Annotated in this window: 9 protein-coding genes and 4 pseudogenes; 7 read left to right on the forward strand and 6 right to left on the reverse strand. The window is 59.9% G+C overall.

The annotated features are described in order from the left end of the window. Nucleotides 1-51: 51 nt before the first annotated feature. Nucleotides 52-246 (forward strand): annotated as a pseudogene (locus K307_RS49165) (transposase); the annotation flags it as partial. 44 nt (nt 247-290) lie between these two features. Continuing rightward, on the forward strand, nt 291-869 hold the full coding sequence (locus tag K307_RS45635; RefSeq protein ID WP_230625501.1) for an IS5 family transposase: 579 nt from the start codon (nt 291-293) through the stop codon (nt 867-869). Nucleotides 870-966: 97 nt separating this feature from the next. On the opposite strand, the gene K307_RS05225 is transcribed toward K307_RS45635, so the two are convergent. Beyond that, nucleotides 967-2,001 (reverse strand): IS630 family transposase, encoded by a 1,035-nt coding sequence (locus K307_RS05225; protein ID WP_042876773.1) that lies wholly within the window; start codon nt 1,999-2,001, stop codon nt 967-969. Between the two features lie 313 nt (nt 2,002-2,314). Next, the gene (locus K307_RS05230; protein WP_042876775.1) at nt 2,315-3,463 is read right to left on the reverse strand and encodes an IS110 family transposase; all 1,149 of its coding nucleotides are present in this window, start codon (nt 3,461-3,463) and stop codon (nt 2,315-2,317) included. Between the two features lie 204 nt (nt 3,464-3,667). Here K307_RS05230 and K307_RS05235 point away from each other — a divergent pair. The 4 genes and pseudogenes from K307_RS05235 (at nt 3,668) to K307_RS45640 (ending at nt 7,106) form a co-directional block, all read left to right on the forward strand. Next, nucleotides 3,668-4,802, forward strand: a pseudogene (locus K307_RS05235) (IS110 family transposase). 969 nt (nt 4,803-5,771) lie between these two features. Next, on the forward strand, nt 5,772-6,146 hold the full coding sequence (locus tag K307_RS05240) for a hypothetical protein (protein ID WP_042881379.1): 375 nt from the start codon (nt 5,772-5,774) through the stop codon (nt 6,144-6,146). Nucleotides 6,147-6,366: 220 nt separating this feature from the next. After that, complete coding sequence (locus K307_RS05245; RefSeq protein WP_042881381.1) at nt 6,367-6,570, forward strand: cold-shock protein; 204 nt, start codon at nt 6,367-6,369, stop codon at nt 6,568-6,570. A 266-nt stretch (nt 6,571-6,836) separates the two neighbouring features. Then, nucleotides 6,837-7,106 (forward strand): NUDIX domain-containing protein, encoded by a 270-nt coding sequence (locus tag K307_RS45640; protein WP_230625839.1) that lies wholly within the window; start codon nt 6,837-6,839, stop codon nt 7,104-7,106. A 2,220-nt stretch (nt 7,107-9,326) separates the two neighbouring features. Here the strand turns inward: K307_RS45640 and K307_RS05255 are convergent. From K307_RS05255 to K307_RS49170, 4 genes and pseudogenes are all read right to left on the reverse strand, one after another. Then, complete coding sequence (locus K307_RS05255) at nt 9,327-9,668, reverse strand: hypothetical protein (protein WP_042881383.1); 342 nt, start codon at nt 9,666-9,668, stop codon at nt 9,327-9,329. 534 nt (nt 9,669-10,202) lie between these two features. Further along, complete coding sequence (locus tag K307_RS05260; protein ID WP_268989180.1) at nt 10,203-10,931, reverse strand: IS5 family transposase; 729 nt, start codon at nt 10,929-10,931, stop codon at nt 10,203-10,205. A 512-nt stretch (nt 10,932-11,443) separates the two neighbouring features. Then, nucleotides 11,444-11,965, reverse strand: a pseudogene (locus K307_RS05265) (IS5 family transposase); the annotation flags it as partial. An 838-nt stretch (nt 11,966-12,803) separates the two neighbouring features. Continuing rightward, nucleotides 12,804-13,047 (reverse strand): annotated as a pseudogene (locus K307_RS49170) (integrase); the annotation flags it as partial. A 10-nt stretch (nt 13,048-13,057) separates the two neighbouring features. Between K307_RS49170 and K307_RS49175 the strand changes: the two are divergent. Further along, nucleotides 13,058-13,681, forward strand: a complete 624-nt coding sequence (locus tag K307_RS49175; protein ID WP_051974670.1) for a hypothetical protein — start codon at nt 13,058-13,060, stop codon at nt 13,679-13,681. Nucleotides 13,682-13,709: the final 28 nt, after the last annotated feature.

The following is a 13,709-nucleotide window of genomic DNA, read 5'->3' on the forward strand; positions in this document are numbered from 1 at the left end:
CTTTTCGGCAAGCTGTTAACCTTGGCCACCTGAACAACGGGAACCGAGGGGATGAGCGCGCCGATCATTGATGACGAGCTGTGGGCACTGATCGAACCTTTGCTACCGCCGCCGAAACCGCGACGCGAGAAGTATCCAGGCCGGCGCCCGGTTTCGAACCGAGCTACACTGAACGGCATCCTGTTCGTGTTCAAGACCGGGATACGCTGGTGCGACATGTCGACCAAGTTGGGATTTGGTTCGGGTTCGACCTGCTGGAGGCGCTTGCGCGACTGGCACAAGGTCGGCGTATGGAAGCGATTGCACGAGCTACTGCTGGCGAAGTTACGCGAGGCCGGCGAACTCGATTTCTCGCGAGCAGCCGTCGATTCATCGTCGGTGCGAGCCGTTGGGGCGGGCGAAAAACTGGTCCGAACCCCACGGATCGTTCGCGACCTGGTTCCAAGCATCACATCCTCGTCGATGCGAATGGCGTCCCCATCAGCGCAATCCTGACCGGCGCGAACCGCAACGACGTCACCCAATTGCTGCCGCTCGTTGATGCGATCCCGCCAATTCGCGGCGTGCGCGGCCGGCCGCTTCAGAAGCCCAAAGTCATCTACGCAGACCGTGGCTACGACTCCGAGCCGCATCGTCAGCGGCTCCGCGAGCGCAGTATCAAACCGGTGATCGCCAGGCGCCGGACAGAACACGGCAGTGGTCTGGGCAAATTCCGCTGGGTTGTCGAACGTACTCATGCGTGGCTTCACAACTTCCGTCGTCTTCGTATTCGCTTCGAGCGTCGGGCTGACATTCACGAAGCCTTCCTTAAACTCGGGTGCTCACTCGTCTGCTGGAACATCTTCAGGCGCGCTGAGCCGTCTTTTTGAAACGGTCTCTTCTATGGGGGCGAGGTTGTCAAGCCCCTTCGGTATTGGATTTCAGTCGGTATCTGGGCGGCGATACTTTCTCCTTGCAAGCCATTACTCAGCAGTCCGAAATATAGGCGACAGATGGGGCGTCGAAGAATGAGCGCACAAGCCGGCGGTTCTTCTTCACCTCGTGCAGGTGCTGCTCAACGCGGATTTCCAGTTTCTCGCCCGCTCGCAACGGATTGCGCGCCACACCAGTTCGCTTGAGATGACTCCACACGAACTCGTCGGGATTCAGGTCGGGCGCGTATCCCGGCAGCACATGCATCGTGAGCTTTCCCTTGGTCGATTCGATGTACTCGCGCACATTGGCCTTCTTGTGTGCTGGCAGTCCATCAACGATCAGATGCACTGGGCGGTTGCGGCCCTTCATCATCTTCTTGAGCAATTCGATGAATAGCTCCGCGGTCAAGGCCCCTTTGTAGATCGCAAACCAGAAGGCACCTTTGGCGTTCACCGCGGACGCGGCGGAAATCGATTGGCGCTGCCCGGGGCGCTCAATCACCGGTGTCTCGCCTTTGACCGCCCAGGTCTTGCCATGCACCGCGTCGGCTCGAAATCCTGATTCGTCCCAGAAGTAGATGTCCGCACCGCTTTGCTTGGCCGCAGCCGCAATGCCCGGAAATGATTCACGCTGCCAGCGTTCGACGGCCTGCGGATCTCGTTGGTACGCCCGCTGCAATGGCTTTTGCGGGCTCAAGCCCAGTCCCGCCAGCAGCCTGCCCACCGCTGTGACACCCATCTTCACATCAAATTTCTCATCGATGAGCGTGGCCACAATCTGTCGTGTCCACAGCCCGAAGTCCAGACCGTATTGCCGAGGATCCCGCCCGTTGATCCACCGAAAGACCTGCGCCTGTTGCGCTCGCGTGAGCTTGCGTGGCCGGCCTGTCGCTGGACGCGATGCCAGCGCCCGCGCGCCTTTGCCCGGGCCCGAGGCCGCCTTGAGCCAACGGTAGATTGACGTTCGGTTCATGCCCAGCGACTTCACCACCACCGATGGTTTCTCGCCTTCGCGAACCCGGCGCAAGGCAAGTCGGCGGAATTCCTCTTGCGTCGCGCGATCCAGCGTACGGCCATCTCGTTTCATGTTGAATGAGACTAAACGGTCGTCACGAGGTTCCAATTTTTGTCGCTTTATTTACGGACTGGTGAGTAATTTTCGTTGGCGGACTGACGCGGCACGAAGCCGGAGGTCGGGGTGCTCAATGGCCGGGCTACTGCCCGGACTATCTTCTATCCGTGCCGGCGCAGGGCCTGGCACCACATACCACATGCGCAAAGCGCTGGAACTGCCCCTGTTACCTGCGCGCCCCATCTAAAACGACGGCCACCCGTGGAGGTAGCCCGGACCGTTTACGGGCGCGCTGACCTGCTATCGTTACCGCATAGCCCTGACACGCTCAGGGCCGGCGTCCCGTCGCTACTGGTTTGAGGCTTGCCCCGGAGGGAATCTCGCCGTACTCGAGATAGCGCCACAGGGCAATTGCTAATCTGCGGGCAACTGCGACAATTCCGACGCGCCGCATGCGCTTGCTGCCTGGCGCGAAGCGGTCATTGAACCATTGCGTGAGCTGGCTCGTTGGCTGGTGGCGTAGCCAGCTCCAGGCCAGTTCAATCATCAGCCAGCGCGCTCGTTTGTTGCCCGCCTTACTGATGCCTTGCTCGACCTGGCTTTCGCCGCTGCTATAGGGCGTCGGCGCCAGCCCGAGGCAGCCTGCGAGTTCGCGCCGGTTGTGAAAGCGGCGCCAGCCAAACAGTTCCTTGACCAGGACCCAGGAGCTGCCCACGCCAATCCCGCTGAGCCGCGCGAGCAGCGCAATGGCTGGCTGCGTGCTGAGCTTCACCGCCTCGCGCTGCTGGGCTTCAATTGTCTTGATCTGCGTTTTCACCAGCGCCAGTCGGACGACTTCACGTTCGATCTCGGCACGCAAGCCAGGGGGCAGTTGCGCGCCATGTTGGTTCCACCATGGCTTCCAAAGGCGGTCACCGATGTGGGCGACCCGCAGGTTATGCAATATCAGCAGCGAACGAACCCGGTTGCTGTGGGCCGTGCGTTCCTGTTTGAGCCGCCCGAGCTCGCGGTGCAAACGCCGCTCATCTTCCTGCTCTGGTGTTGGGACCCGCGCGACTGCCCAGACCCGCCGCTCGCCGGCGTGGTAGCGCATCAACATCGACAGCAGCTTGTCACCGTCGAGCCGGTCCGTCTTGGCGCGCCGTGCACGGCGGTTGACTTCAATACTGGCCGAATCGACCACGAGGTTATGGATACCTTGCTCCGTGAGCCAGCGGTGCAACCAGAAGCCGTCACGGCCGGCCTCGTAGCAACTGCGCACCGGCGCTTCCGCGGCCAGGCCGCAACGTGCCTTGGCCTTCGAGATCGCTGTTAGGACCGACGCCATATCACTTGCCGCGACCGTGCAGCGGCTCGGCGCGTACACGCCGTCACCCAACGACAGCTTCCAGCTCTTGTCGCCCAATTCAAAGGCTATATACAGCCGACCGATGACTGCCGTATCCTGTCCTTGAAGGGCTGTTTCAGGCGCATTCATTTGCGTGCTCCTTTCGAAAAACGGGGTTGTTCGAATCCTCGTTTTACTCCAGGGGCTTACCTGGCCAGCCCTTCCATAGACAGTATGACTTCCGTGAGGCAGAGGCTGGCCTGCCGCGAGGAATCAAACGCGGGTTAGCATTGCTGCCAGAGCCGCACGGTGCGGACAGGGCCGCACCCGGCGATTTCCGGCACGGAGGCCAGCATGGACCACGATAGCACGCTTTATGTAGGGCTCGACGTTCACAAGGAATCGATCACGGTCGCCTATGCGCTCGGCGAGGGCGAGGTTGAACTGCTCGGCAAGATCGGCACGACGAAGGCGGAAGTCGAACGCTTGTGCAAGCGCCTGCAGTCCAAAGCGCGACGGGTCAGGGTCGTCTACGAGGCGGGCCCATGCGGATATGGTCTTTACCGACAGCTTGCAGGGAAGGGATTCGACTGCATGGTGTGCGCACCGTCGTTGATTCCCAAAAAGCCGGGTGAACGCGTCAAGACTGATCGACGTGACGCCGTGAAGCTCGTGCGTGCGCTCCGCGCGGGCGACCTGTCGAGGGTCTATGTGCCCACCGTGGAGGACGAAGCGTTCCGCGATCTCTCACGTGCGTGGGTAAGTGCCAAAGACGATCTGAAGCGTGCCCGGCAACGGCTGAAGGCCTTTCTTTCTGCTCTCGCATGGGGTGCGCTATGCGGGCCGGGCCGACTGGGGGCCGGCGCACCGGCGCTGGCTGAGCACGTATGCCTTCGACAGCGCGTGGCAGCAACTGGCGTTCGAGGAGCATCGGCGCACGATCGAGGACCGCCTCGCGCAATGCGCCCGGCTGGAGGCCGCGTTGCGCGAGGCGGTCGTCAACTGGCACTTCTATCCGGCCGTGCTCGGCCTGCAAACGATGCGCGGCGTGCAATTCACCACAGCAGTGGGCATGCTCGCGGAGTTGGGCGATCTCTCGCGCTTTGAGCATCCGCGCCAATTGATGGCATGGCTGGGGGTGACACCATCCGAACACTCCTCCGGCGATAGGCGCCGTCAGGGCAGCATCACCAAGACCGGCAACAGCTATGCAAGGAAGCTGCTCGTGGAGGCCGCCTGGAGCTACCGGCATCCGGCACGCGTAAGTCCCGACATTCAACGTCGGCACGAAGGCCTCCCGAAGGCTATCATCGATCGCGCCTGGGACGCGCAGGTCCGGCTATGCCGGCGCTATCGCAAGCTGGCCGCGCGAGGCAAAAACGCGAACATCGCGGTAGTCGCGACGGCTCGCGAGCTGGCCGGCTTCATCTGGGACATCAGCCGGCTGTCCATGTCCTTGGCCGTATCGGAAGAGGCGCCCGCCGTGTAACACAGCGCTTCGTCAACCACCCCACAACCCACTGGAAGAGTTTCCTGAAGGCGGCGTAGCCCGGGCATCCGAGTAACCCGCGAAGATACTACGCAAGGAATGTCATCCGATTTGCGACCATAGGTAGCGGCAGGCTCGTTGGACGGACTTCTGTAATGCGGTAGCCAACCCGCGAATATCAGTGTGATCCACCGTCGAGAATTACTGCTACGTCGCCCTCAGGAAATTCAGATCAAATGCACTGACCACAAACCGAACCAATCCGATTGACAACGGAAGTCATATCAGTATCTAAGCTATAGATCTATTTTTGCTACGGGACTTCACTACCGTCCGTGAAAGCCGGCCTGGCTCGTACAGGCCGCTCTTCCTCTCGGACTTGAGGTCTGGCTGGTGGGTGCTTGTTCTCGCACCCGGAACTTTCATCCTAGCTACTCGCCTCCGACAGTTCAACACCACCGGCCGTAATGTTCGGGATAGTCCCTAGTACGCTTCTCCTTCGCCTCCCAACGTGTGTGAAGTCCTTTCCTGGGTGGCCCAACGATATGTCGCGACATGATATGTATTCAGTTCGCCAGTAGCTGTTCGTCGGCCGAAGGACAGTACGGGTTAGCGCGACTGGTTGAAGTCGGCTAACGAAAGCGGTTAGCTAACGCACGCCGTGGCATCTCGAACTGAAAGGAGGGTCGCCGCTAGCTGACCTAAAAAAACGATGAGAGAACCCTCGTTACTGGGGCGGTTATGGGGGAGGCCACAAGGACATCATCGCCAGTACATATTGACTTCGAACTTTTTTACGTCAGAATTAAGTAACACTTGGATGACGCATCTAGGCAAGCTGCACCTCTCGCAAACACGTTCGAGCAAGGCCGGCGAGAGGCCTGCCGTTGTTCAAAGCAGACAAAGTCAATAGCGCATACAGAATCAGTCCGGTAACCCAGACGCCGGGTGATGTCAGGGGAGGCAGAAATGACGACGGCACGGGCTGGAACCAAAGGGGAAGCCATCAGGCTGCTAGCGGCAGAGGGGATAGCACGAGTTGAGCTTGACTACGAATCAGGTTGGCAAGATGCTATTGAACTCGGGCGCTTGGGACAGAAGGCGGGCATCCGCGTGGAGTATCACGGACACGAAAACATTGCCGTGAAGTCCCGCACTGCCCTCATTGCGGGCCTCAGTCGACCGAAGGTGTCCTTCCGGCAACGGAACCTTTACTGCCTGTTTGCATTAGACGAGCTGACCGCCGACGAATTGGCGGCCTTGGAGACAAAGGCCATGAATGTCGGAGACTACATCCTGGCCGGGCACCTACTGCGGGACGTCGATGCCATTTGGACTGAGTAGCTTGGGCTTGAATTCCCGGCTTTGGCGGTCCGAAAATTGCGAATCCTCATCTCTCTAGCCCAGAGGTAAACCCTGAGAAGTGGCCAGCTTGTGGCCAGCGCACCTCTTCAGCTATGCTGGCAGTTCGTAGAGTCATCAACCATATTTGCGCGTTGCGATGATTCTAGGGCGGCGATTTCTCAGCACACAATCTGTGTGTGCACCAAATTTCGAGGACGAGATGGCGACTGGTATTGTGAAGTGGTTCAACAACGAGAAGGGCTTTGGGTTCATCACGCCAGACGATGGCGGCGCGGACTTGTTTGCCCACCAATCGGAAATCCAAGGTTCGGGATACCGGTCGCTAGACGAAGGCGCCAAGGTTGAGTTTGAAATCAAGCAAGGGCCAAAAGGTCTGCAAGCCTCGCAGATTCGCAAACTCTAGTCACCTGCTTACCTGAGTGGCCCGAAAGAGAAAGCCCTCCGCTAATGCGAAGGGCTTTTTTATTTTGGCGTGCGGGGGGCGCTTAACAATCGCTTACAGCAGGCACCCGCACTCAATGATAGTCTCCCGGAGCTAATAGGGCTGCCGTGACAGGCTTCGCCCAGCGAGAGCAAGCGCCGAGCCAACAAGGCCAAGGTCCGATGCGGTGACGGCAGCAGCGCGCGGCTACCAGAGCCACGGTAGTTTGTTTTCGCGGCGATCGTGTACTGCTTGTATCGAAAGATGGATCCAAATGGGCTCTGCCTGGCGGACGTCCGAGCAAAGACGAGTCATTCGCCGATGCGGCTGGACGAGAATTAGAGGAAGAGACGGCTCTAAGCGCCAAAGGCTTGGGCTTCCTGTTCCAGGTACTCGGCCCAACCACAGTGCATCACGTTTTCGTAGCCAATATGGGCAAGACCGCCGTCCCCGGCAGGCAAAGGAGATCGCACGTTGCCAGTGGTTCTCGCTTTTGGAAATGGATGAGGTGGTCGTGAGCGCTACAACGCGCCAGATCGTGAATTCGCTCCTGGCGGGACACCGACGTTAGCTTTGCAGGCGGCTGCCGAACCCTAACCGGTAAGGAAGCTGGCCTGGCGCTACCCGTGTCGCGGTCATTCGCGCCCCCATATTCGAACGACAGAAGTTCGGTGAGGATTCAACTGGTCGATGCACAGACGATGGGATAGCCCCGCGGCGGCCGGCCGACCGAAGATGGAGTCGTTCCATTAGTCAATGATTGAAGCCCGGCCTTTGGCCAGTAGCGTCGTACTCGACGTTGGCGGTTCGGCTTCGGGGATCCGAGGCCCCGCCGGCGCAACGAGGGGGCAAGTTTGGGACCTCAGTTTCCCAACACCGACGAAGCCGTGGCAGGATGATCTTGACGCCGGTTCGGCCGCACGTGCAGCAGTTCATCGGGCAGCGCAGGGTTGGCGAGGGAACGATGTCACCCCTCCGAATCTTGTGTGTCGCCGGCCGCCGCACGTAGATGAACCTCACCGTCTTGGCGGTGTGTATATGCAATTCGGCGCTCTCTCGTTTTGCCAAGGCCCATCCTGCCGCAGCCGCTTCCAGTGTCGGAAACTGTTGAGGCCTGGAGAAACTCCCCGATTCCAGCCTCCAACCAGAGCCTGCCGGCATAACACGAATGATTCGCGCTTGCATATCGCCTCCTGGATCCACCATGCAGCGTTGCTCGGCCGGCATCGCGGCCACTTCCGGCGTTGGCAGGCAACGGGCGAACGTCACCACGTCGGCACACCCCAGCTCTGTCGCCACCGGTACTGCGTACGGGCGGCCCGTCACCGATTATCGTCAGGCGGACCTCGGCTCGAAGCTCGTGCAGCTTGGCGAAGCTGCGGATTAGTGGATCAACGCCCTTCTCCGTCACAGTCGCCCGACAAAGACGAAGCTGCCCGCGGGGCGAGCCACCGGCGACGGCACGAACAGGTCATCGCGATAGCCGTTGTGGATCACCAGCGGCTGGCCGGGCATCCATCCGGCCAGAGAATGGCTGACGCAGATGTTGTCATAGAAGCGCGACGTGCAGCGCCTGACGTTACCTGCGTGAAACGACGCGTCTCGCCGTAGTGTGCATAAGGGCCGTGATGAGTCAGCACGATGCGGCGGCGCAGCGCGCTGGCCAGTAACACGTCGTAGAAGGTCAGACCGACGAACACTACCAACCGCCCACGGAACCCACGATCAGGCGAGCCGACGTCTGTACGACAAATAGCGGAGTTCGGCGTCTTTTCGCATGGCCATCCTGCAGCGATCGCCGCCTCCAATGTTGGAAACCTGTGAGGCTTCTCGTTGAAACCTGCTATTTCCAGTGCCCAACCATACTCTGCGGCTTAACGCGAATGATTGGCGCTTCCATGGTGTTCCCAAACGATGCAGGCAGCAGTTCGCAACCGTGGCGGAAAAGAAGGACTCGCTACATGTAGCGGGCGTCGCGAAAGCCATACGACTGGGCGCTCGACAGGGTCGATTTTGCCCACCTATGTTCACCGTAGCATATCCCCGCTTATGAGGGTGCGCGTTGCCCTTGGCACGCGGCGCTGTTCACGCCGAAGTAGCGTTCAAAAAACAAGCAGGTGCGGCGACACGAATCTACCCTTCTAGCGCGGGGTACAAAGTATCTCGCGCGAGCTCCTACTATTCCAAGTCTATTCGAGGGGGTAGAAGAGCAGTAGCCATAAGGGCCCTGGCCGACGTAGCCGGGGCCTCTTCTTTTAGTGTAGTGTAAGTACTACATTGCCCCACAGAGGCATCACCTCAAATGTCGTCGCGCGGGGATTGCTAAAGGATTTGCGACTGCCGGTTCGTCCGTCCCCAGGGCACGATCACCTGGCGGTCGCCCGCGGCAATCAGGGCACGGGCGCGTTCGGTGAGTGCCGAGTGGCTGGCGAAGAAAACCTCGATCTGCGTGGCGCTTGGCCGGGCCCAGACCGCGGCCGCCAACCGGCGGCGCCGCCGCGGAACGCGCACGGTCAGCGCCCGCCAAGCGTGTCGATGCCGTGGCGCGCGGCGCCTGCACGACCCCAGGAGCCAATTACTGGGCGATGCCGTCGGCGATCTGCGGGGCTGTGGTGGCGGCAGGCGGCGCAGCGTCTCGATCGCGTGGCCGGCCGGCCTTGGCCCGCCCGACCCGCTCAGCCGCGGAACAGGACATTGGGAGTTCTTGGCGGCGTGCGGTAGACGGCCCGCGCGCACAATCATTTATCCGCACCGCTCGATTTTTTTTGCAAGTCCTTGCCGGACTGGTAGAGCGAATCGAAGTACTCGCGCAGCTTACCGATTTCCTGCACGATCTCGAACGAAAACCCTTGGCGGCCGCCGCGGCGGTCGTCCATCTGAAGGCTGTCAAGGTAGCGCGGGCAGTCGACGAAATCGACCCATTTCGTTGCAATGGTGTTGACGATACGTGGGTACTTGCGCCCCAATTCTAGGGGGCGCACTTCTTCCGGCAATTGGGCCAGCCAGCGGATGGCATTGCGGTTGAGCGCATAGTCATCTGGGCCGGCCGGCTTTCGCTGTGACGAAGGATCGTTTGGCATGGTGTCTCCGGTGCCGGCCTGGAGGCCGGCCTGCATATTGCAGCGTCGCCGACACGACAAAGTTGCCTACAATGTAGGCTGTTTGCGTTCTGGTGATCCCCCCCGATCCGAGGGATTGACAAATACTGTTGAGATGGATTATTCGCCTATGCTGGATTGGGGCGCGAAGCCTCGAAGGCATGAATTATCGACCCTAGGTAACTGTTTCCCAAGCGCTCCCCGGATGCAATGGTGTCGGAATATGAATTTGCATTGCCGATGAATTGCGCGCAATGACGAAGGGGCGGGCTAGTTAAATCACCTTGCCCACCAGAAGGCATTCATGTTCTATCCATGGTTAATGAAATTATTAAAAAGAATATCTGGATAAATAGACGTGATGACGCTAGGGAATTGCTGATCAATAGCAGCCGCGCTGGAGGTCGACGGCTGTTTGGCCTCTGATTTTCACCATGCGGAAGAAGAGAGAGATCTGAGCCCGATTTCGCGCCGCATGCCCCCCATCTCGTGCCCTTTCGGGCTCGATTTGCATGTTCAAGACGGATTGCTTCCCTGAAACGCCAACAACGGCTTTTTGGCGATCACCAGATTTGCGAGACCAAACAGGCTGAACATCTGTGCCGTGTTCTTGGCCAAGCCCTTGTAGCGGGTCTTCTTGTGACCAAACAAGTTCTTCACCACGTGAAAGGGATGTTCCACCCGCGCCCGAATCTGGGCCTTCTTGCGCTCCACTGCCTTCGTCAGGTCCTTCCACCGACCTGCCGGCATCTTTTCAACCTTGCTGCGCTTTGCCGCTACATGCCAGCTTATGTCAGCGCGGATCGTCCCTTGCCCTTGGGCTTGTTTGATCTCATCCCTGCGCTCCACACCTGTGTAACCCGCATCAAGATGCACTTGGCTTTCCTCGCCATGCAGCAGGTGATGGGTGTGAGCGATATCGCTTTCGTTCGCCGCCGTCGTGTGCAAGCTGTGCACCAGTCCCGAGTCGGCGTCGGCGCCAACGTGCGCCTTCATCCCAAAATGGTATCTCGTGCCACCCGACGCCTTGGGAATCTCCACCTGCTTGACCGGTGGCGGGAAATACGACCCCGATGACATCCGGTTCCATAGCTTGTACAGATTCTTCGACAGGTTCTGCTCGAACTCGACGATAGTTTCATCGTCGATCCCAGCAGCTCCCCGGTTGGCCTTGACCTGCCGGTATGCCTCCCATACCGTGCGCTTCGCAATGTTGTATGGCTTCGCCGACTCCACGCCGCTCATCCCCGCAGGTTGACCGCGTTCATCGGCAGGATAACGCCGCCCCTTCGCTCCATCTCCATTACAGAGACTTCCTCACTACTACGGGCGACTCCGTCCCTCACTCCAGCATCGGCTTCCTCATGGTTTCTGCCATTTGTCATTTCCCTTCACATCTGAAGCAAGGTTCTCACGTTCCGTACCAAAGCCTGCACTGAGATCATGCCGCCTATACACCGGCTGCCACCGGGCCCGTAAACAGGTGCCGTCCCGGTTTGTCCTGAAGCAAGTGGCCAGCCTCAGTTTCGACAGCGTCCTGGGAATAACGATGCGTCATCGGACGGTTTGCTTTCGCTCATCTTCTCAGCACGTACCCGCCATCCTCTGCGGATGACTTCGCCCGGTCGCTCACCACCACGCCTTTTGAACGCAGCAGCACCGGGTGGTTTGGAGCCTGCTCCTGCAAGCCGACTCCGGGAGGCCTTCTCCCATCTTCAGTACAGCATCGCAGACTCAGCCTGCGTTCGTGACACACGCCACTCGTTTCCCTTCTTCGTCTGGTGCATCTCCGGATCACGCGACTTGCCCTTATTCTTGGTCGAACTCGGTGCCGCGATCAGCGTGGCATCGACCATCGTGCCCTCTCGCATCAGCAGCCCCCGCTCACTGAGCACGGCCTTGACCTCATCGAACATCGCGGCAGTCAACGCGTGCTTCTCGAGCAACCGGCGAAACTTGAGCAGCGTGGTCGCATCCGGCGCCGACTCTTGCGACAGATCCACCCCCACGAATTGACGCAGCGCCTGGCTGTCGTAGAGGGCGTCTTCCACGGCCTCGTCACTGAGACTGAACCACTGTTGCAGACAGTACATCCGCAACATCCTCTCCACGCCAATCGGCTGCCGCCCAACACGGCCGCTCTTCGGATACAGCGGCTCAATCAACGCGGTCCACCGTGCCCACGGCACGATCCGATCCATCTCCCCGAGAAACTTCTCGCGCCGTGTCACGCGCTTCTTCTTCGCGAACTCAACATCGGCAAAGCTCGTTTGTTTCATCCTTGTCTTTGTTTTCCATGCCTTCACCTTCAACGCGCGACGCTTTCCGCCAGATGACCTGTGGCTGAATTGATCAGCATTTCCCTAGAGCACGTCCTGCTAAGCAGCCTCATTGAAGCTTCCGCTTATAGGCTCTGTATCGCGACGATGAGAATAGGCCCACTGGAAGCGGCATAGGACTCGACCTCATCGAAGACGAAGCACCGTTGCTTGCTGCACGGATCAGTTCCCGGATTCTGTTTGGTACCACTGGCATTGTGGGGATGCTGTCGTCCGTCATGCTGTGGCGCCCTGGCGTTATTTTCGAACGGCCGCCTTGTGGTGACCAGGCATCGCAGGTCTGTTTGGTGGACTGCTTGGGGCTGCCTCGCAGCACTTATTGCCAGGCATAACGGCTCTGGCTTGGGGAAATGACAACATACCTCGTCGGAGCTAGCCTTCGGAAGCTTGGCTGGGACTACGGGCGCCTTTACGTAGCGATCAAGAGCTATCCGTACTGGTGGCACCACCTTGACTCCACGTGGATCATCGTTACCAACAAGACAGTCGTCCAGGTTCATGACCATTTGACCCAATACATCGATGCGAAAGACAGGCTACTGGTTGTGAAACTCGAACGTGAGGCTGCCTGGACAGGCTTCGACGTGAACGGATAAGAGTGGCTCAAAGAAAACCTATAGTCTGAATGAGAACGAAGCGTGTTTGGGCTGGCTAGCGTTCCCCGAGGCGTAGCGCCTGATCCTGTGGGCGACGTCGAATATGAGCGTAAGCGTAGCCCAACCGACCGCGGCAACTGGTTCCGATATAAGCACGGTCCTGGCGGTGCGCCAAATGCTCGAGAAGCGAAGGCGGCACCGATCTGCCGCGCCCGTTTGACCTCGTCGCCGTGCAGGTAGATCGAGGTGGTCGAGACGAGACGTGCCTCAGATTGTCACGTACCGCCCCGCGCCCCGCTCCCCACGCCAGTGCGTACGTCGCATGGGTGTGCAGCATCCATGCGGACTGGCTTGCCGCTGCTTCTCGGCTACCGCCGGACTATCGGCCTGGAGCATATCCGCGACTTGTGTGAAGGACCGCCGCAGCGCGCCCCCTATGCCGCGTGCCGGTGATGCCGTTTGCCGGTTCCTGACCCAGTCCGCCTTCTTCCGCGCTGCCGCCAGCGGAAATAATTACTCGGGCCATCCGATAGTTTTGGTGGCCATCGGCTTGCCCGCGACTGAGGGGCTTGGTCACGGCACAGGCGGCAATTTGCACGGATTCATGTTGCACAGCGTGCTGGCGGTAACTCCTGAGGGTCTGCCACTGGGCGTGTTGAGCATGAAGACGTGGGTGCGTGCGCCACAAGACTCGGGCAAGACCAGGCAGCGCCGGGCGCTGTCCATTCGCGAGAAGGAAAGCGTGAAGTGGCTGGAGGGTCTGGAATGCCTCGAGCCGCTCAAGCCGCAGTGTCCGGACACGCGCCTTGTTGCCGTCAGCGATCGCGAGGGCGACATGTATGACGTGTTCCTGGCGCAGCGCCCAGCCGGGGTGGACTGGTTGGTGCGGGCCGCCTGGAATCGAGGCGTGGACCATCCAGAGAAGTATCTGTGGGAGACGGTTGCTGCGGCCACCGTACTGGGGCAGACCGAACTGCAGGTGCCTGCGAGCGTTGGCAGGCAGGCACGTCGCGCGGCTGGCTGTGCGCTGCGTGCGGGTCCAGCTGCGACCGCCGCGTAGCCGCGGTGCAGAGGGCCTACCCAGGCTC

Source organism: Cupriavidus necator A5-1 (assembly GCF_000744095.1).
Lineage (GTDB): Bacteria > Pseudomonadota > Gammaproteobacteria > Burkholderiales > Burkholderiaceae > Cupriavidus > Cupriavidus necator_A.